The sequence below is a fragment of the Kineothrix sp. MSJ-39 genome (assembly GCF_018917935.1).
Lineage (GTDB): Bacteria > Bacillota > Clostridia > Lachnospirales > Lachnospiraceae > CAG-194.
Genome location: NZ_JAHLPN010000003.1, coordinates 48,839 through 66,952, shown reverse-complemented (window position 1 = coordinate 66,952; position 18,114 = coordinate 48,839). Strand labels below are relative to the sequence as shown.

At 44.4% G+C, this 18,114-nt stretch carries 19 protein-coding genes; 15 read left to right on the top strand and 4 right to left on the bottom strand.

The genetic code is table 11. The features are described from left to right. Window positions 1–21 precede the first annotated feature (21 nt). On the top strand, window positions 22–1,932 hold the full coding sequence (locus KQI22_RS03460) for an NAD(+) synthase (RefSeq protein WP_216550686.1): 1,911 nt from the start codon (window positions 22–24) through the stop codon (window positions 1,930–1,932). 11 nt (window positions 1,933–1,943) lie between these two features. On the opposite strand, the gene KQI22_RS03455 is transcribed toward KQI22_RS03460, so the two are convergent. Then, entirely contained in the window at window positions 1,944–2,399 is a 456-nt protein-coding gene (locus tag KQI22_RS03455; protein WP_216550685.1) for a hypothetical protein, read from the bottom strand. Window positions 2,400–2,478: 79 nt separating this feature from the next. Here KQI22_RS03455 and KQI22_RS03450 point away from each other — a divergent pair, with 79 nt between their 5' ends. The 5 genes from KQI22_RS03450 to KQI22_RS03430 all read left to right on the top strand — a co-directional run bounded on the left by KQI22_RS03450 (window position 2,479) and on the right by KQI22_RS03430 (window position 8,466). Continuing rightward, window positions 2,479–4,047 carry a hypothetical protein gene (locus KQI22_RS03450; protein ID WP_216550684.1) on the top strand — a complete coding sequence of 523 codons (1,569 nt, stop codon included), beginning with the start codon at window positions 2,479–2,481 and terminating at the stop codon, window positions 4,045–4,047. 209 nt (window positions 4,048–4,256) lie between these two features. Continuing rightward, window positions 4,257–5,591: a type I glutamate--ammonia ligase gene (glnA, locus tag KQI22_RS03445; protein ID WP_216550683.1), complete on the top strand. Its 1,335-nt coding sequence runs from the start codon at window positions 4,257–4,259 to the stop codon at window positions 5,589–5,591. 56 nt (window positions 5,592–5,647) lie between these two features. Continuing rightward, complete coding sequence (locus tag KQI22_RS03440) at window positions 5,648–6,193, top strand: ANTAR domain-containing response regulator (RefSeq protein ID WP_216550682.1); 546 nt, start codon at window positions 5,648–5,650, stop codon at window positions 6,191–6,193. Between the two features lie 223 nt (window positions 6,194–6,416). After that, window positions 6,417–7,259: a diaminopimelate epimerase gene (gene dapF / locus KQI22_RS03435; protein ID WP_216550681.1), complete on the top strand. Its 843-nt coding sequence runs from the start codon at window positions 6,417–6,419 to the stop codon at window positions 7,257–7,259. Continuing rightward, window positions 7,252–8,466, top strand: coding sequence for an LL-diaminopimelate aminotransferase (locus KQI22_RS03430; protein WP_216550680.1), 1,215 nt, complete (start codon window positions 7,252–7,254; stop codon window positions 8,464–8,466). Before dapF ends, KQI22_RS03430 begins: the two co-directional genes overlap by 8 nt. Before the next feature lie 44 nt (window positions 8,467–8,510). Here the strand turns inward: KQI22_RS03430 and KQI22_RS03425 are convergent, their stop codons facing one another. After that, window positions 8,511–8,729, bottom strand: coding sequence for a hypothetical protein (locus KQI22_RS03425; protein ID WP_216550679.1), 219 nt, complete (start codon window positions 8,727–8,729; stop codon window positions 8,511–8,513). A 397-nt stretch (window positions 8,730–9,126) separates the two neighbouring features. On the opposite strand from KQI22_RS03425, the gene KQI22_RS03420 reads away from it, so the two are divergent. From KQI22_RS03420 to KQI22_RS03395, 6 genes are all read left to right on the top strand, one after another. Continuing rightward, the gene (locus tag KQI22_RS03420; RefSeq protein WP_216550678.1) at window positions 9,127–9,690 is read left to right on the top strand and encodes an RNA polymerase sigma factor; all 564 of its coding nucleotides are present in this window, start codon (window positions 9,127–9,129) and stop codon (window positions 9,688–9,690) included. Beyond that, window positions 9,683–10,486 carry a hypothetical protein gene (locus KQI22_RS03415; RefSeq protein ID WP_216550677.1) on the top strand — a complete coding sequence of 268 codons (804 nt, stop codon included), beginning with the start codon at window positions 9,683–9,685 and terminating at the stop codon, window positions 10,484–10,486. Before KQI22_RS03420 ends, KQI22_RS03415 begins: the two co-directional genes overlap by 8 nt. 222 nt (window positions 10,487–10,708) lie before the next feature. Continuing rightward, window positions 10,709–10,993: a hypothetical protein gene (locus tag KQI22_RS03410; protein WP_253293492.1), complete on the top strand. Its 285-nt coding sequence runs from the start codon at window positions 10,709–10,711 to the stop codon at window positions 10,991–10,993. A gap of 6 nt (window positions 10,994–10,999) precedes the next feature. Further along, window positions 11,000–11,194, top strand: coding sequence for a hypothetical protein (locus KQI22_RS03405; RefSeq protein ID WP_216550676.1), 195 nt, complete (start codon window positions 11,000–11,002; stop codon window positions 11,192–11,194). A gap of 283 nt (window positions 11,195–11,477) precedes the next feature. Beyond that, window positions 11,478–12,845 carry an MATE family efflux transporter gene (locus tag KQI22_RS03400; RefSeq protein WP_216550675.1) on the top strand — a complete coding sequence of 456 codons (1,368 nt, stop codon included), beginning with the start codon at window positions 11,478–11,480 and terminating at the stop codon, window positions 12,843–12,845. 12 nt (window positions 12,846–12,857) lie between these two features. Next, complete coding sequence (locus tag KQI22_RS03395; protein WP_216550674.1) at window positions 12,858–13,445, top strand: cytidylate kinase-like family protein; 588 nt, start codon at window positions 12,858–12,860, stop codon at window positions 13,443–13,445. Between the two features lie 189 nt (window positions 13,446–13,634). On the opposite strand, the gene KQI22_RS03390 is transcribed toward KQI22_RS03395, so the two are convergent. After that, window positions 13,635–14,513 carry a LysR family transcriptional regulator gene (locus KQI22_RS03390; protein ID WP_216550673.1) on the bottom strand — a complete coding sequence of 293 codons (879 nt, stop codon included), beginning with the start codon at window positions 14,511–14,513 and terminating at the stop codon, window positions 13,635–13,637. Between the two features lie 113 nt (window positions 14,514–14,626). Between KQI22_RS03390 and KQI22_RS03385 the strand changes: the two genes are divergently transcribed. From KQI22_RS03385 to KQI22_RS03375, 3 genes are all read left to right on the top strand, one after another. Continuing rightward, window positions 14,627–15,664: a YeiH family protein gene (locus tag KQI22_RS03385; RefSeq protein ID WP_216550672.1), complete on the top strand. Its 1,038-nt coding sequence runs from the start codon at window positions 14,627–14,629 to the stop codon at window positions 15,662–15,664. Between the two features lie 149 nt (window positions 15,665–15,813). After that, the gene (locus KQI22_RS03380) at window positions 15,814–16,539 is read left to right on the top strand and encodes a DUF554 domain-containing protein (RefSeq protein WP_216550671.1); all 726 of its coding nucleotides are present in this window, start codon (window positions 15,814–15,816) and stop codon (window positions 16,537–16,539) included. A 45-nt stretch (window positions 16,540–16,584) separates the two neighbouring features. After that, window positions 16,585–17,148: an alpha/beta hydrolase gene (locus KQI22_RS03375; RefSeq protein WP_216550670.1), complete on the top strand. Its 564-nt coding sequence runs from the start codon at window positions 16,585–16,587 to the stop codon at window positions 17,146–17,148. Between the two features lie 18 nt (window positions 17,149–17,166). Here KQI22_RS03375 and KQI22_RS03370 read toward each other — a convergent pair whose 3' ends face one another. Further along, window positions 17,167–18,048, bottom strand: a complete 882-nt coding sequence (locus KQI22_RS03370; RefSeq protein WP_216550669.1) for an AraC family transcriptional regulator — start codon at window positions 18,046–18,048, stop codon at window positions 17,167–17,169. Between the last annotated feature and the right edge of the window lie 66 nt (window positions 18,049–18,114).

Sequence of the window (18,114 nt, the reverse complement as noted above, 5' to 3'; positions counted from 1 at the left end):
GCTGAATGAGGAGGATGGAACATGCAGCACGGATTTATCAAGGTAGCTGCCATTACCCCACAGATCAGGGTGGCAGATCCGTATTATAATGCAGAAAAAATATGTGAGAAGATTGCAGAGGCAGAAGAGCATGGTGCAAAGATCATGGTATTTCCGGAGCTGTGCCTGACCGGGTATACGTGTCAGGATTTGTTTTTGCAGGATACCCTGCTTTCTGCGGCAGAGGATGCGCTCAGACAGATTATCGCCGCAAGCGATGGGATTGATGCGCTGATCTTTGTCGGACTCCCTTATGAAAGAGACGGCAAGCTCTATAATGTGGCAGCAGCGATCAACTGCGGCGAACTGATGGGATTTGTGCCAAAAAGAAATATCCCGATGTACGGTGAATTTTATGAAGGACGGCATTTCACACCGGGCAACCGTCTGCCGGCGATCGTAGAGTTTGACGGACAGGAAGTACCGTTCGGAACAGATATTTTATTTACGGCGGATGCGATTCCGGGGCTTTGCGTGGCAGCAGAGCTTTGTGAAGATCTCTGGACGCCTGATACACCGTCTACTTCCCATGCACTTGCCGGAGCAACGGTGATCGTCAACCTGTCTGCCTCCGATGAAACAGTCGGAAAGGACAGCTACCGGGAGATGCTTGTCAGCGCAACGAGTGCAAGACTGCTCTGCGGTTATATTTATACAAGCGCGGGAGAAGGCGAATCGACACAGGATCTTGTTTTTGGCGGACATAACCTGATCGCGGAAAACGGAACGATTTTAAAAGAAGCGAAGCGTTTCACAAATGAAACGATCTATGCGGATCTGGATATCGAAAGGATCCGTCTGGAAAGAAGAAAGATGTCCACTTTTACGCCGGATCAGAATCCGGAATATATGGTAGTGCCGGTTGCACTTGTCCGGGATGAAACGTATCTGGAACGAGACTTCCCAATGCTTCCGTTTGTTCCTTCCGTTGCAGAAGAGAGGAATAAACGCTGCGAAGAAATTCTGTCGATCCAGTCCTGCGGGCTGAAAAAACGCTATGCGCATACAGGCTGCCAGACTGCAGTGATCGGTATTTCAGGCGGCCTGGATTCTACACTTGCACTGCTTGTGACGGTGCGTGCATTTGATATGCTGGGACTGAAAAGAGAAAATATCCTGGCTGTTACCATGCCATGCTTTGGCACAACGGACAGAACGTATGACAACGCCTGCAAACTTGCTAAAACACTTGGTGCCACGCTGATCGAGGTGGATATCAAGGCTTCCGTAAAACAGCATTTTGCAGATATCGGACAGGATATGGGCGTGCATGATGTGACGTATGAAAACGGACAGGCAAGAGAGAGGACACAGGTGCTGATGGACATTGCCAACCAGAAGGGCGGTATGGTGATCGGTACCGGTGATATGTCAGAGCTGGCACTTGGCTGGGCAACGTATAACGGAGATCATATGTCCATGTACGGCGTTAATGCGGGAGTTCCGAAAACGCTTGTCCGTCATCTGGTCCGTTATTATGCGGATACTTGTGAAAATGAAGAATTACAGACGGTACTTCTGGATGTGCTGGATACGCCGGTAAGCCCGGAACTGCTTCCACCGGAAAACGGTACGATCTCCCAGAAAACAGAAGATCTGGTCGGTCCTTATGAGTTGCATGATTTCTTCTTATATTATATGCTGCGTATGGGCTTTGCACCGGACAAGATCTACCGGATCGCCTGTATGGCGTTTGCGGGCGTATACGATGAAGAAACGATACTGAAGTGGCTGAAAACATTTTATAAGCGCTTCTTTGCACAGCACTTTAAGCGTTCCTGTCTGCCGGATGGCCCGAAGGTCGGCAGTGTTGCAGTATCACCTCGGGGAGATCTGCGAATGCCATCGGATGCATCCGCAAGGATCTGGCTCGAGAAGCTGGAAGAATTATAAAAGCCGTAAGATCAGCTTTCCGGCTGTTCATCGGTTGTGGGCACAGCTTTTTGTAAGGTCTGTGTGATCGCGCCGAGAAGGACACTGCTCGTATACCTGTTTTCATCGGAAAAGGTGATCTGGTCAAGCGGCTGCCCATCATAAATCTGGCTGACGAGCGCATCAAAGGAAGGCTCAATGAGAGGATACATGGTAGTCACAGCTTCACTTAAATTGACAAGCCGTATGGAATTGATATGTTCCGCATCAAGCACGATCTCAATTTCCAGACTGTTCTGTCCGAGTGCAAGTGAAGTAGTATAGACACCCGGTATGTAGCTTGCGGTTGTGGTTTCCTGTGTCTGTTTTTTATCCGGGATAAACATCATGACGAGAAGCACGATAAACAGGATGCCAAGCAGGACAAAGATACCGGTATAGATCAGCTCTTTCATATGAAGGACAACAATTTTTGTTTTAGAGTGCATGATCTGCCTCCCAAAGTAAGATTTGTATAGCATATGAACCGGGAAGAAAAAGTATGACAGGAAAGGTAAATATACTGTAATGAAAAACAACAGTAAAAATAAAAAAGAAACTATCATAACGGTGGCGATGCTGATTTTTCTGATAGCAATGTCTGTATGGTATGCATATAAGATCGGCCTGCTGTTTTGCGGATACTATTTTGCGGATGACCATGAAATAGCAAGGCTTCACGGTGGCATTGTCAGAGATGGACTGTTTAAAACAATGCAGCTCTGGATTGTAGCTGATACAAACCTGAGATTTCGTCCGGTATACTGGATATTTCGTGTGATGGAATCCTATATATGTGGGACACATATTGTGCTCTGGCATCTGATCAAGGCATGTGAAATTGGCTTTTGTGCGTGGATTGGTTATGTTTTTGCCCGTAAAATGCATGTGCCGCACGTGGCAGCCTTTTTGTTTGGGGTAGTAGGATTTTTTGGATCGCAATGCGCAGTTGTATACAGGCTCGGACCACAGGAACCATTGGCTTTGATCTGGATGTTTATGGGATTGATCTGTCTGGTAAAAGATGTGGAACAATGCAATCGCTCACGAGGCTGGAGAATAGGTTTTCATATATGCATGATACTTATGATGCTTACAAAGGAATCATTTCTTATTTTAATTCCGATAGTTCTGTTTTTTGCTTTTATTTTGGAATTGCAGTATGCGGATAGTAGTGATAGAACATGTGGCCAGATTATAAAAATGTATTTGAAAAAATATACTGCGGATATTGTATGTGAACTTGTTGTATTTGCTGTCTGTATGGGTGTTATTATATTGCATAGTGGAGTTTCTTCTACCGGATATGCGGGACTGGATGCATCTTATACGATCAGGGATTATTTAAATGGTATATGGAAGGTATGGACAGGGGATCTTTTGCCATATTTGATTCTGTTAGTGCTTTTTATGGGGATCAATATCGGCTTGAGTGTTGTATATCGCAAAGATAAAAAATTTTTGCTTTTACGTTTGAGTGAAATCGTATTTGTACTTTATTTTGTTTTATCACAGTCATTATTGCATGCTAAAACCGGTATGTCGGAGCGCTATCTGTTCCCATGTATCACGGGAATCTTCATATATGTGTTTTGTATGAGCATTCCATTGTGGATCAAGCTTATAGGAAAGAAATGCATTCTTACTTGGGCTTTGGAAATCCTTTTGACTGTCTGGGCAATTGGAATGGTTGTTACAAGTCAGTTTCATGCACTGTGTTTAAATTATGTATTTACCTGTAGTAATAATACGCAGATGCTGATCCGGCTTTCGGAACTGGCCGAACAAAATGGTGGGAAAGATTGTAAAATGATTGTATCAACACCATATGGAGAATGGAATCTGGCAATCAGTGCCTTCATGGAGGAATTGTACGACATTGATTACGTATATTCTTTAAGTCAGACTTCATCGACAGATCAGGCGGTAGACCGATATATGGTAAAAGGAGAGACGAGGGAAATGCTGTCTTTGTCTGAGGCCGATATTTTTATTGCACAGCAGGAATTTCTGCCTGATAGAATGAGAGCATGTGGCATAGAATACACACAACTGCAGCAGGAAATTTTTGGAAACTATATGATATTTATCAAGTAAGGGTAAAATATTGACAAACGCACAGTTTAGCTGTTATCATAGACAAGAACAAAGGCGTTCTTACGGGAGTAAGAGCGCCCTTTTTTAAAATGATCTGCGTAGCAGGTTGCAGCAAATTTACTTACCGGTAAAGTAATTTTGGCAAGTGGGAATACTGAATAGTTGCAATATATCATGTATAAGATTTAGAAAGGGAAAGGAAAAGGAATATGAAAAAGACCTACACACGAGAAGATGTGATCGCAGAGGTACAGGATAAAGATGTGGAGTTTATCCGCCTGCAGTTCACGGATATGTTTGGACAACTGAAAAATCTGGCAATTACATCCAGCCAGTTGGAGCGTGCGCTGGATAACCGTTTCTCCTTTGATGGATATGCGGTAAACGGTTTTGAGAACGGAGAGCGTTCCGATATGTATCTGTATCCTGATTACAGTACGCTGGAAATCTTCCCTTGGAGACCGCAGCAGGGAAAAGTAGCAAGACTGATCTGTGATGTTTATACTGCGGATGGTAAGCCGTATGAAGCAGATCCGCGTTATATTTTAAAACGTGCCATAGGGCATGCGGCAGAGCTGGGGTATTCTTTCCAGGTCGGACCGGAATGTGAATTTTTCTTATTCCACACAGATGAAAACGGACTGCCTACCACACTGACACATGAGCAGGCAGGCTATCTGGATCTGAGCCCGCTTGATCTTGGCGAAAATGCCAGACGTGATATGGTGCTGACACTTGAGGACATGGGCTTTGTTATTGAAGCCTCCCATCATGAAAAAGCACCTGCACAGCATGAGATCGATTTCCAGTATGATGAGGCACTTGCAACAGCCGATAATATCATGACCTTCAAGATGTCAGTCAAGTCGATCGCAAAGCGTCATGGCCTGCATGCAACTTTTATGCCAAAGCCGAAATACAATGAGAACGGCTCCGGTATGCATATCAATATGTCACTGTTTCATGATGGTAAAAATATTTTTGCCGATGAAAAGGATAAGATGGGACTCAGCAGGGAGGCATATTATTTTATCGGTGGGCTGATGAAGCATATGAAGGGAATCACAGCTCTGACCAATCCACTGGTAAATTCTTATAAACGTCTGGTTCCGGGTTATGAAGCGCCGGTTTATATTGCATGGAGCACGACAAACAGAAGTCCGCTCATCCAGATCTCTGCAGGCAGAGGAGAAGCAACCAAGGTGGAACTTCGTTCGCCGGATTCCGCTGCCAATCCGTACTTGGCACTGGCAGTCTGCTTAGAGGCAGGTCTTGACGGCATCCAGAATAAGATCATGCCGCCAAAGAGTGAGGACTGTAATCTGTTTGATATTTCCTTAGAGGAATGCCATAAAAAAGGAATTGAAGTATTACCGGGCACTTTATATGAAGCAGTACAGGAAATGGAAAAAGATCCACTGATCAAAAAGGTGCTGGGAGAAGATCTGTTTACCAAGTATGTGGATGCCAAGCATGCAGAGTGGGATGAAAGTAAGCGGCAGATCACCCAGTGGGAACTGGATCAGTACCTGTTCAGATTCTGACACCGCTCCGAGTAGTTTTATGAGAGAGAAAGGATAAAACGAAAGGAGGTGTTCGTGTGACCAGCATAATTGTAGTATTACCGAAACTGGATGACAGTAAAACAATTAAGAACCTGCTGGTACGAAACGGATTTCAGGTCGCGGCGGTCTGTGGATCGGGTTTGCAGGCAATCAGTGTCGCGGATAATCTGGATGACGGTATTGTAATATGTGGCTATAAACTTGTTGATATGATGTATTCTGAGTTGCACGATTATCTGCCTCCGGGATTCGAAATGTTGCTTATGGCTTCCAGCCATCTGCTGGCAGAATGTGTGGGAAGTGATATCATGTCGCTGTCCATGCCACTGAAGCTTCACGATCTTTTAAATACCGTGGAGCTGATGACCAATTCGATCGAATACAAGAGAAAGAAACGCAAATCCCAGCCAAGGACAAGAAAGCCGGAGGAGATCGCCCTGATCAATGAGGCAAAAGCACTCCTGATGAGCCGGAACAACATGACTGAGGAAGAAGCGCACAGATACATACAAAAATGTAGTATGGACAGCAGCACCAATCTGGTCGAAACCGCCCAGATGGTCCTCGCAGTGATGCAATAACTGTCGTATATTTGCGCAGCAAATGTACGGCCCAATAACCTGCGGAGCAGGTTATAGAATAACTGTCGTATATTTGCGCAGCAAATGTACGGCCCAATAACCTGCGGAGCAGGTTATAGAATAACTGTCGTATATTTGCGTAGCCTGCCACATATTTGCGCAGCAAATGTGCGACTAAAATGTGCGACCAAAATGTACGACCCAATAACAGAAAGGCGAAATTATGAAATTTACAAAAATGCACGGCTGTGGCAACGATTACGTCTATGTCAACGGCTTTACAGAAAAAGTTGCCGATAAACCAAAGGCAGTTGTCGCACTTAGCGACAGACACTTTGGGATCGGTTCCGATGGCGTAATCTTTATCAATCCGTCGCAGCAGGCTGATTTTGAAATGGAAATGTATAATGCCGATGGCACCAGAGCGGAAATGTGCGGAAACGGAATCCGTTGTGTCGGCAAATATGTATATGACCATGGCATGACAGATAAAACAAGTATTACCGTCGAAAGCTTCGGTAAAGTGAAATACCTGGATCTGACCGTGGAAAACGGAAAAGTTGTTAAAGTAAAAGTAAACATGGGTAAGCCGGAGCTAACTGCGAAGGATGTGCCTGTCGTATCGGAACATGAGCAGGTGATCGACGAAGAGATCATTGTAAAAGGAAAGTCATACCGCATGACCTGCGTATCTATGGGAAATCCACATGCAGTTGTCTTTATGGATGATGTAGAGCATCTGGCGATCGAAGAAATCGGTCCGTATTTTGAAAATCATGAAAGATTCCCAAATCGTACCAATACCGAATTTGTGCAGGTGATCGATGACAGCCATGTAAAAATGCGTGTCTGGGAGCGTGGTACGGGTGAAACACTTGCCTGTGGAACAGGCTGCTGTGCAACGGCTGTGGCATGTGTCTTAAATCACCTTACGGGAGAGCATGTGACAGTGCAGGTACTTGGCGGTGAGATCGAGATCTACTGGGATCAGCAAGAAAACCTTGTTTATATGACCGGCCCTGCAGTGACCGTCTTTGAAGGAGAAACGGAGGAAGCATATGTTTAAAGTAAATGAAGACTATTTAAAGTTACCCGGAAGTTACCTTTTTTCCACGATTGGAAAGAAAGTAAATGCGTTTGCAAAGGAGAACCCGGATAAAAAGATCATCCGCCTGGGAATCGGTGATGTGACCCAGCCACTGGCACCGGTGATCATTGACGCGTTACATAAGGCGGTTGCGGAAATGGGTGTTGCAGAAACCTTCCACGGCTATGCACCGGATCTGGGCTACGAATTTTTGCGAAATGCCATTGCGGAAAATGATTATAAGCTGCGTGGCTGTGATATCAGCCCGGATGAAATTTTTGTATCGGATGGTGCCAAGTGTGATTCCGGTAACATTCAGGAAATCTTTGCCAAGGATAACAAGATCGCTGTCTGTGACCCGGTTTATCCGGTTTATGTTGATACTAATGTTATGGCAGGCAGAGCAGGCGAATATGATCCGAAGACGGAGACATGGAGCAATGTGATCTATATGCCGTGTACCGCAGAAAATGATTTTGCACCGGAGCTGCCAAAGGAAGTGCCTGATATCATTTATCTGTGCTTCCCGAACAATCCGACCGGTTCCACGATCACAAAGCCGCAGTTGCAGGAATGGGTTGACTATGCAAATAAGCATGGCAGCGTGATCATTTATGATGCGGCATATGAAGCTTATATCAGCGAGGACAATGTACCACACAGTATTTATGAATGTGAAGGTGCAAGAACCTGTGCGATCGAACTGCATTCCTTCTCCAAAAATGCAGGCTTTACGGGAGTCCGTCTGGGTTATACGGTAGTACCGAAGGATCTGAAGGCGGGAGATGTGATGCTGCATTCTCTCTGGGCAAGAAGACATGGTACAAAATACAACGGAGCACCTTATATCCAGCAGCGCGCGGGTGAAGCGGTTTACAGCCCGGAAGGCAAGAAACAGTTAGCAGAGCAGGTTGCCTATTACATGAAAAATGCAGCATACATCAAGGAAGGTCTGAAGAGCGCAGGCTATACGGTTTCCGGTGGTGTGAATGCGCCTTATATCTGGCTGAAGGCACCAAACGGTATGACAAGCTGGGAATTCTTCGATTATCTGCTGGAAAAGGCAAATGTAGTCGGAACACCTGGTTCAGGCTTTGGCCCAAGCGGAGAAACATATTTCCGCCTGACCGCATTCGGTACTTATGAAAACACAGTGGAAGCGATCGAGAGAATCAAGAAGCTGTAAACGCATGGTTCATGATGATATTTTGATCTGTTATGTTACATGTTTTACAGGCAAGGAGTGTATGAAATACCCGGGAACACCTTATTATAAGGTGTTCCCGGGTAAACTGTTTTCCGGGGAATGATTTCCATGATAATTTTTGCCGTATTGTTTCGTCTTTCGTCTGCCATTGCTGTAACTGCCTTGTTTTTTGTAGGCTGATGCCTCTTTTTATGGATCACTGTTGTGATTATTTTATTGCTGATGACTGCTGTGCTTGTCATCCGAGAGGACTTTTCCTATAATAATCGTGATTTCAATGATTTTATCCGTATCCTATAGCCGTTTTTTTCAAAGATTTACGATGTTTAACCTATAAAAATAGCTATTTCACAAATATTATCGGTATTATGTTCCAGGCTAGCTCTTTCAGACAGCAAATTTAGAGGTTTTGAAGCCAATATTGGCTATTTTTTACCTATAAAATACGAATATTTCCGGATTATATAGGTAAATGCCCCGTCAAATACAAAATACTGTGCGCTGAGCAGCCCCACCGGTAACAAACAGCCACGGCATAATCACCAACAAAAAAGTAGATACAAAATGAAAAAATTGATGTAGAATATCCATAAATGGTTGACACAGAAACGTAATACTACTGTCAGAAAGGAGTTTTATGTGACAGATCAAGAATTTGAATCATGCATGATCCTGATGACACAGGGAGACCGGGAAGGCCTCCGCCTTGTGTATGAGGAATATATCGGTTACATTTATGCGATCGTGCTGGATGTACTGAAGAATAAAGAGAATGCGGAGGACATCAGCACAGATTTCTTTTTGAAACTCTGGCATATAGCGGATACTTATAAGCCGGGCAACGGACACAGGGGCTGGATGGCGCGCATTGCAAGAAATATGTCGATTGATTTTATCCGAAAGCATAAGCGAGAAGAACTGAATGATATGCAGCAGGCGGCAGAGGAAGGCGACAGAGAGGGCGCAGGCAGCCTGTATGAGGGTGATGTGACGAGCCAGATCGAGGATGAGGTGATCTCGCAGATGTCACTGACGGAAGCTCTTTCGTATTTGAATGAAAAGGAGAGGGAGGTCATCAATCTGAAGATCATTGCGGATATGACCTTTAAAGAAATAGCGGAGCTTTTGCAGACGCCGATGGGTACGATCACCTGGCGGTATCAGAGTGCGATCAAAAAGCTTAGGAGATGTGGATATGAGTAAGAAGTTTGAAGAAGCGTATAAAGAGTACTTAAACAGCCAGGCACCGGATCTGTGGGGACGGATCAATGACCGTTTGGATGCGGAACAACAGGATCGTCTGGGAGGAACGGCAGACGATAACGTAATAGAAATGTCACAGCGCAAGCACCGACGCGCAAAAAAGAACCGTAGCAGATACATTCGTCTGTATGGTGCGATTGCAGCCTGTGTGGCAGCCCTCATTCTGGCAGTCCCGGTTCTGCGCATCGTTAAAGGCAGCTCCGGTAGTCAAATGGACAATTACGAGCTGGCAAAGGTAGAAAACGGCGAAATTGAAAATATCACGGAAGCGTCTGCGGAAGAAGAGGCTCCATCTGCTGATGCAACTACACAGATGGCGGCTGCGGATACCGCCGAGGCAGAGACAGACGGAGTCAGTGTTGTAGAAACAAATGAAGTTGCTGCACAGGAAAGTGAGCAGGCGCAGGAGCCTGCGGATGAAGCAGCAGTCACCAGTGAAGAGGATGGCAATCCGGTGGATATGCTTGGAGGTGATGCGCTGGCGGCAGAAGCCGGCGATACAGGTGTTTCTTTTTATAAAGATATCAAGGTGAAGATCCTGACAGCCGATGTACAGGAGGATGGTATTTACTATACGGCGGAGATAACAGCAAGCGCATATGAAGATGTTTTCTCAGTAGGAACAACCTGCAGCCTATATGCAGATACAGATGCACAGCAGCTTGAGGCGGAGCAGGAATACACCCTGACTTTGGCGAAAGGGGAACGTGCAGAAAGTTACAAAATAGTGCAATAAACACGTAATGATCTTGATGAAATTAGTATGAAAAGATACGCGCGATATCATTTTTGCTAATTTTGCATGAAAAGCGACCACTTTTGTAAAAACCCTTTTCAAATTGTATAAAAATGCGTACAATGAAACGCGTAAAGGGGTTAACGAGAATAAAATATACTTGCAACATTTGCAATAAAGTGACCGCGTGTTTGAAATAATAGCAGGCGGTCATTTTATGTTATGGCGATGAGGAAAATGCATGATGTAGCCACAGCTTATAAGGGAAAGGATGATGCAGTGATGGAAAGAAGAAGTTTATTGATCAAAGACACAACAAGAGAAGAACGGATCCGAATCGTACAGGAAGGGCTGAACCAGTGCGGCGGAGCCTGTGATTTCTGCAATGGCTGTGAAAATCTGGGCGGTGGTCCGGTAGATGCTTTTTATGAGCCATATATCAACGGGGAAAAAGAACTGCGGCAGCTGAACGAAGAATACCGGAGCAATACCGGGATGATCAGGTGATCGGCTATGGGTGCACCGGAAATAACAGCCTCAACAGAGGAAGAAAGAAGACAATATATTAAAGAAAAGTATAAATGCATCGCGGACTGCGATATGTGCGGTCTGTGTACGGTATTCAGGGGAAAAGAACCGGAGCTTGCTTACGCAGATTATATCAGCGGTAAGAGAAGTTTTCTGGAGGTATCGGGGGATTATCGGTGAAAAAATTCATTTGACTTTTTGAAAAACGAGAAATATAATAAGGCATTGAACGAGTAGCAAATCTGCGTAAATCCAGTTTGTTACTCGTTTTTGTTATGGCGACGAGGAAAATGCACGCATTTATGCGGTGCATTTGACGACCGCTAATCAGAGCGAAACTCGCAAAGCGTGTTTCGTCTCTGTGTTCATCATATGCCATGAAAAAGTGTGTAGCTTATCAGCGTAAGTCCAACTTGTGTGATAAGTGCACACTTTTTTTGTAGAAAAGGAGGATTCAGTTAAAATGGCAGAGCGTAACAAAATGAAAGATATGCCGGTCAATAAGCTCATGGTGCAGATGGGAATACCGATGATCTTATCGATGGCATTGCAGGCGGTTTACAATATTGTGGACAGTGCCTTTGTCGGAAACATGAAGGTGGGAAGCGAAGCAGCATTGAATGCGCTCACACTGGTATTCCCGGTGCAGATGCTCATGGTGGCGGTCGGAATCGGAACCGGTGTGGGAACCAATGCACTTCTCGCAAGAACGTTAGGGCAGGGTAACTCGAAAAAGGCTGCAAAGGTGGCAGGGAACAGTCTGTTTCTGGGTGCTATTATTTATGTGTTCTGCTTATTGTTTGGCATTTGGGGCGTAAAAGCATATATTTCGTCGCAGACGATTGACCGGGAAGTCTTGACAATGGGTGTCAGTTATCTGCGGATATGCTGTGTATTTTCATTGGGTATCGTATTCTTTTCCCTGTTTGAAAAGCTGCTGCAGGCGACAGGACGTTCCCTGTATTCCACGATCGGACAGGTCACAGGAGCCGTGATCAATATCATTCTTGATCCGATCATGATCTATGGGATTGGCCCTGTACCGGAAATGGGTGTGAAAGGGGCAGCTTATGCGACTGTGATCGGGCAGATCGTATCAGCAGTGCTGCTTTTTGTTTTCCATGTAACATTAAATAAAGAATTTGCGCATGGAGTAAGCTACATGAAACCGGATGCAGCGATCATAAAGGAAATTTATGCGATCGGACTTCCGGCGATCATAGCGCAGGCACTTATGTCTGTGATGGTATATGTGATGAATTTGATCCTGAAATTCAACCCTGCTGCACAGACGGCTTACGGTCTGTTTTATAAGGTGCAGCAGTTTGTATTGTTTCTTGCCTTTGGGCTGCGTGACGCGATCACGCCGATCATTGCATTTGCTTACGGAATGCACAGCAAAAAGAGAATCCGGGATGGTATCCGATATGGCCTTATTGATACGGCGGTTCTTATGGTCATTGGCATGGCGATCACGGAACTTTTTCCAGGCGCGTTTGCGACGTTATTTAATGCCGGACAGTCCAGAATTTATTTTATAGAAGCGATGCGGATAATCTCGCTCAGCTTTATCTTTGCGGGCATCAACGTTGCCTACCAGGGAATTTACCAGGCACTGAACGGCGGATTGGAATCACTTGTGATCTCATTGCTCAGACAGCTTGTTATCATACTGCCGCTGGCAGGCATCTTTTCTGTGATCGTCAAAAACGGACAGGCAGATGTGTCGCTTATCTGGTGGGCATTTCCGATCACAGAACTGATAGCATGTCTGGCAGGCTATGTATTTTTAAAGCGGATCAGAAAGACGAAGGTTGACAGTTTAAAATAGGGAGGAATCAAAATGGCAGTGAAAATTATTACGATCAGCAGAGAGTTTGGAAGTGGCGGACGCTTTATCGGCGAAGAAGTGGCAAAGAAACTCGGGATACAATATTATGATAAAGATATCATCGGACAGATTGCAGAGCAGTCGGGATTTTCGCCGGAGTACATTCGGGAACATGCAGAATTATCTCCGAAGAAAGGGGTATTTGCCTATGCATTTGCGGGGCGCGACAGCATGGGAAAGTCTGTGGAGGATCTGGTATATGAAGCACAGAGAAAAGTCATTCTGGAAATTGCGGAAAAGGAAAGCTGCGTGATCATAGGAAGGAATGCGGATTTTATTCTGCAGGGCAGAGCGGATGTTCTCAATGTTTTTATCCATGGAGATCTGCCTGAAAAAACAGAACGGATCTGCCGGCTGTATCATGTCACAGAAGCTGAGGCAGTAAAAATGATGGCGGATATCGATAAACGCCGTATGACGAATTACAATTTTTATACCGATCAGAAATGGGGCATGGCAGGAAATTATACACTGTCACTGAACAGCTCGCAGCTTGGCTATGACAAATGCCAGAAACTGATCATGGACTGTATACAGTAGTTTTTTTGTTCAAGGTGCGAAAGTGAGAAAGACAAAACGGATTTTTTGAACGGAAAGATTAAACCAATCTATTTGAAATATCTGCTGACGGCGTTTGGCAGTGATATGATCACATCCGTGTATTCGATCGTGGATACAGCGATGGTCAGACAGTATCACGGATCGAGAAATTCTACCAAAAGGAATGCCTTAAATAAATTCTTCACAGATGGAAAGATATTTATCTGTATAAATGCTGCGTTTTTCCCAGATGACATCAAAGTCATGCTGCATTTTAAAATCTGTCAGGGGGATTTCTCTTAAAACACCGGACTGTAATTCATTTTCGACAGCAATTTTATACAGAAAAGATATCCCGCAATCTCTTTTTAACAGACCGATGATCGTATGCATATTTTCCACTTCGGTATAATGGATAAAATCGGAAATCTGTAAGCCACGGGCAACTAAACTCTGTTCCAGAATATTTCTGGTACCGGAGCCTTTTTCACGGACAAGAAGACGCTCCTTTACCAGATCTTTGATCATATGCGGATCGTCTGAAACGAAATGATGTGATGCAGCACAGACAGCAATATAGTCCTCTGTGCTGTATTTTTTATGGGAATAGACTTCTTTCGGATAGTTCCCTTCCACAATAGCCATGCTGATCCGGCCACTGTCAAGCAGCTTCAGAAGCTGGGAAGTATTTCCATAATGCAGGTGGATATTGATTTCGGGATGATGGATCAGAAAGTTAGCAAGTTTATCAACAATAGCATATTCCCCGATCGTCATGGTAACTCCGAGCGACAAAGATTCTATGCCGGTAGAACTGCTTTTTAATTCAGCCATGACAGCTTTTTCATCATTTTTCATTGTCAACAGATGTTTGTGCAATATTTCACCGGAGCGGGTAAGGAAAAGCTGTTTGTTTTGATAGTGAAAGAGTGACGTATGATATTGCTCTTCTAAAAAGCGGATATGCTGGGAAACAGCCGGCTGTGTGATATTTAGTTTTCTGGCGGCTGCAGTAAAATTCATTGTCTGGCATACTGTGAGAAATGTCTCTGTTCTAAAATCAAGCATAGGATCTCCTCGACGATAAAAAATATTTATTGTTCAATAGAATTATATAATTTTACCTTATTGTTGTCCAGTGATACAATCTCTTACAGAAAAGAAAGAGAGGTTATCAACAAATGAATTTTATGAAGAAAAACGGAGCTGGCATTCTGGTCTGCCTTGCTATAGCCATTCCATCGTGGCTGCTTGGAAAGGCATTTCCGGTGGTAGGAGGAGCAGTGATCGCGATCATAGCGGGTATGATCATTGCAATGTTCTGGAATAAGAAGGGAAAAGCTGAGGCGGGGATCAAATGGACTTCCAAGATGATCCTGCAGACGGCGGTTGTACTGCTCGGATTTGGCATGAATCTTGGAGTGATCTTCCAGACAGGAAAACAATCCCTGCCGATCATCCTCTGTACGATCACAACATCACTTGTTATCGCGTGGATCCTGCAAAAAGTGCTCAAAGTACCTGCCAATACATCCATCCTGGTAGGTGTGGGATCTTCTATCTGCGGAGGCTCGGCAATCGCAGCGACCGCACCTGTTATTGATGCGGACGACGATGAAATCGCACAGTCGATCGCGGTCATTTTCTTTTTCAATGTGCTTGCGGCAATTTTCTTCCCGCTACTCGGGAAAGTGATTGGATTTGACACGCTGCATGGAGATGCATTTGGTATTTTTGCGGGAACGGCGATCAACGATACATCATCTGTCACTGCAGCAGCATCTACATGGGACAGTATGTGGAATCTTGGAAGTGAAACGCTGAACAAAGCGGTTACGGTGAAGCTGACAAGAACGCTTGCTATCATACCGATCACACTCGGTTTATCTCTGATACAGGCGAAGAAAAGCGCGAAAGAAGAAAAGCAGACGGCAAAGTTCAGCTTAAAGAGAGCATTTCCGATGTTTATCCTGTATTTTGTGATCGCAGCGATCATTACAACAGTCTGTGTACATATGGGCGTCGATGCAGGTGCATTTCAGCCGCTTAAAGAGCTGTCCAAGTTTATGATCATAATGGCGATGGCAGCGATCGGATTGAACAGTAATGTGATCCGGCTGATCAAAACGGGCGGAAAACCGATCCTGGTAGGTGCTTCCTGCTGGTGCGGCATCACGATCGTAAGTCTTGTTATGCAGCATGCGATGAAAATCTGGTAATTGCTTGTTCCTGAAGAAATAAAAGATAATTTTATATGGCAAAATACGCGGAAATTGCAGAAAATCCATGAAAAAAGAGCCAGAGAATGTTACAATACGTGTGTGCGATCAGAAGAAATATGATTGAAATCTGCACACGGAGGAAACCAATGATAGGATTTGGAACAGTGATTAACAGTGTCAGTATAGTGGCAGGAGGCATTACAGGACATTTTGCAGGAAAATTATTCAGGCAGGAGCAGCAGGAAGCATTAAACAAAGCCTGCGGCGTCAGTGTCCTTTTTATTGCGATCGCCGGTGCAATGGAAGGCATGCTGCAAATAGACGGCTCTACGATCAGCAGTGGAAAATCTATGCTGGTCGTGCTTTGCCTTGCACTTGGTACAATGATCGGAGAACTGATCGGTATTGAAAACGGATTTGAGCAGTTTGGTGAATGGCTGAAAAGAAAAACCGGAAACAGCGGTGATGTCGGCTTTGTCAATGCATTTGTCACAACTTCTCTTACAGTATCGATCGGTGCTATGGCGATCGTCGGTGGGATACAAGATGGACTTCTTGGCGATTATTCCACACTGGCAGTCAAGTCAGTTTTGGATTTTATCATTGTGGCTGTTATGACCTCTTCCATGGGAAAAGGAGCAGCCTTTTCTGCGATTCCGGTCTTTGTTTTTGAGGGTTGTATCACACTGCTTGCAAAGCTGGTTTCACCTGTCATGACAGAAGCGGCGGTGGCTTACTTATCGCTGATCGGATCGGTGCTGATCTTCTGTATCGGTATCAATCTGGTATGGGGCAAGAAATTAAAGGTTGCCAATATGCTTCCGGCGGTTCTGCTGGCGATCGGCGCAGCCTATCTGCCCTGGCATTTTTAAGATTGTGATATGCACGAAAAAAGTGATGAAGGAAGGAACCCAGATATGAAAAAGAAAATCGCGGTGCTGTTTCCGGGGATCGGATATCATACAGACAAGCCATTATTATATTACAGTAAAAAGCTGGCAAGGAAACGGGGATATGAAATCGTAGAAGTGAAATATGGATCATTGCCATCCGGGGTAAAGGGAAATGCCGAAAAGATGCGTAAGGCTTTTGAACTGGCGCTTACTTATACGACGGAGCAACTTTCGGGAATCGATTTTGCAGCTTACGATGAAGTGCTCTTTATTTCCAAAAGCGTTGGAACCGCTGTGGCAGCAGCTTATGCAAATCAGCTTGCAATTTTCCCTGGACAGATTTATTATACGCCGGTTGTGGAATCGTTTGATGCGATCGGACAGACCGGGATCGTATTTCATGGAACGGCAGATCCATGGGCGGAGACGGAGAAGATCAAGGCAGCATGCAGGCAGAGAAATCTGCCACTATATCTGACGGAGCATGCAGATCACTCGATGGAAACGGGAGATGTGGAGCAGGATCTTCTGATCATGAGGGATATCATGCAGAAGACGGCTGCGTATATGGATGAGAGTGAGAGATAGAAAATCTGTTTCACGGGCTTACTTGTTTTGGCTTGTGAACTTTCCGGGCGTGGTATTGTAATACTTGTGAAAAATCTCACAAAAATAGCTGGTATTTGAAAAACCACATGTATATGCGATCTCTGTAACGGACATGGTTGTGTTTTGGAGCAGAAAAACAGATTTTTCCAGACGATACCTGTTTAGATATAGCATAGGGGAAGTATGCAGGTATTTCTGAAAAAGGGAGGTACATTTTGTCTTACAACAATTCCCGGCATATGAAATATCTTTAAGCAGAATTTTGCCGGGATAATTCTTTTGTACATATCCGATCATGGCAGTTAAGGCCAGAATATCTGCAGTATTTTTATGGTAATCAGGAATAAAATTCATATTTTCAAAAAGCAGTCTGAAAATATGAACAGTTTTTTCCAGAATGATATATGGCTGTATGGCATCCGTATTGTTTTCGTAAAGCATTGCAAGATCTTGCAGAACAGAATTCTGCCATTGCACAGCCGGACTTAATTTCTGATAGGGGAAATTTCTGTTCTGTAGTAAAGGATTCAAACAATTCTCTGTAAAATAAGTATTTACGGAAAGTAACTTGGGAGAGAGCAGAATACAGATGAAAAGGCATTCTGTATGGGCATCGGAATAGCCATAATGAAAGCAGTGGCTGTTTACGAAAATCCCTTCTCCTGTCTGCAAAGAAAGCTTTTGCCCATTGACATCATAAGACATATGACCGTTTAAAATCAGAATAAATTCCAGATCATCATGCCAGTGACTGACTGCACGAAAATCAGGATAGCTTGAGAGCTGTCCTTTTTTGATATAGGCGGGAAAATCCGGATTGTTATAGGCAACATTTTCAGATGCGTCTGAATTTAAAACAGTACTTGGACATATTTCCATCAGTTTTTGTCTCCTGTGCGAACGATTGTTATATTATTATGGTTGATTTTGATAGAAATATCAATT

Excerpts from the sequence above, each read along its gene's own strand:
- KQI22_RS03455 (WP_216550685.1), bottom strand. The coding sequence starts at position 2,399 with ATGCACTCTAAAACAAAAATTGTTGTCCTTCATATGAAAGAGCTGATC.
- KQI22_RS03395 (WP_216550674.1), top strand. The coding sequence starts at position 12,858 with ATGGCAGTGAAAATTATTACGATCAGCAGAGAGTTTGGAAGTGGCGGA.
- KQI22_RS03375 (WP_216550670.1), top strand. The coding sequence starts at position 16,585 with ATGAAAAAGAAAATCGCGGTGCTGTTTCCGGGGATCGGATATCATACA.
- dapF (WP_216550681.1), top strand. The coding sequence starts at position 6,417 with ATGAAATTTACAAAAATGCACGGCTGTGGCAACGATTACGTCTATGTC.
- KQI22_RS03450 (WP_216550684.1), top strand. The coding sequence starts at position 2,479 with ATGAAAAACAACAGTAAAAATAAAAAAGAAACTATCATAACGGTGGCG.
- KQI22_RS03380 (WP_216550671.1), top strand. The coding sequence starts at position 15,814 with ATGATAGGATTTGGAACAGTGATTAACAGTGTCAGTATAGTGGCAGGA.
- KQI22_RS03425 (WP_216550679.1), bottom strand. The coding sequence starts at position 8,729 with ATGACAAGCACAGCAGTCATCAGCAATAAAATAATCACAACAGTGATC.
- glnA (WP_216550683.1), top strand. The coding sequence starts at position 4,257 with ATGAAAAAGACCTACACACGAGAAGATGTGATCGCAGAGGTACAGGAT.
- KQI22_RS03430 (WP_216550680.1), top strand. The coding sequence starts at position 7,252 with ATGTTTAAAGTAAATGAAGACTATTTAAAGTTACCCGGAAGTTACCTT.
- KQI22_RS03415 (WP_216550677.1), top strand. The coding sequence starts at position 9,683 with ATGAGTAAGAAGTTTGAAGAAGCGTATAAAGAGTACTTAAACAGCCAG.
- KQI22_RS03405 (WP_216550676.1), top strand. The coding sequence starts at position 11,000 with ATGGGTGCACCGGAAATAACAGCCTCAACAGAGGAAGAAAGAAGACAA.
- KQI22_RS03460 (WP_216550686.1), top strand. The coding sequence starts at position 22 with ATGCAGCACGGATTTATCAAGGTAGCTGCCATTACCCCACAGATCAGG.
- KQI22_RS03400 (WP_216550675.1), top strand. The coding sequence starts at position 11,478 with ATGGCAGAGCGTAACAAAATGAAAGATATGCCGGTCAATAAGCTCATG.
- KQI22_RS03385 (WP_216550672.1), top strand. The coding sequence starts at position 14,627 with ATGAATTTTATGAAGAAAAACGGAGCTGGCATTCTGGTCTGCCTTGCT.
- KQI22_RS03370 (WP_216550669.1), bottom strand. The coding sequence starts at position 18,048 with ATGGAAATATGTCCAAGTACTGTTTTAAATTCAGACGCATCTGAAAAT.
- KQI22_RS03390 (WP_216550673.1), bottom strand. The coding sequence starts at position 14,513 with ATGCTTGATTTTAGAACAGAGACATTTCTCACAGTATGCCAGACAATG.
- KQI22_RS03410 (WP_253293492.1), top strand. The coding sequence starts at position 10,709 with ATGGCGATGAGGAAAATGCATGATGTAGCCACAGCTTATAAGGGAAAG.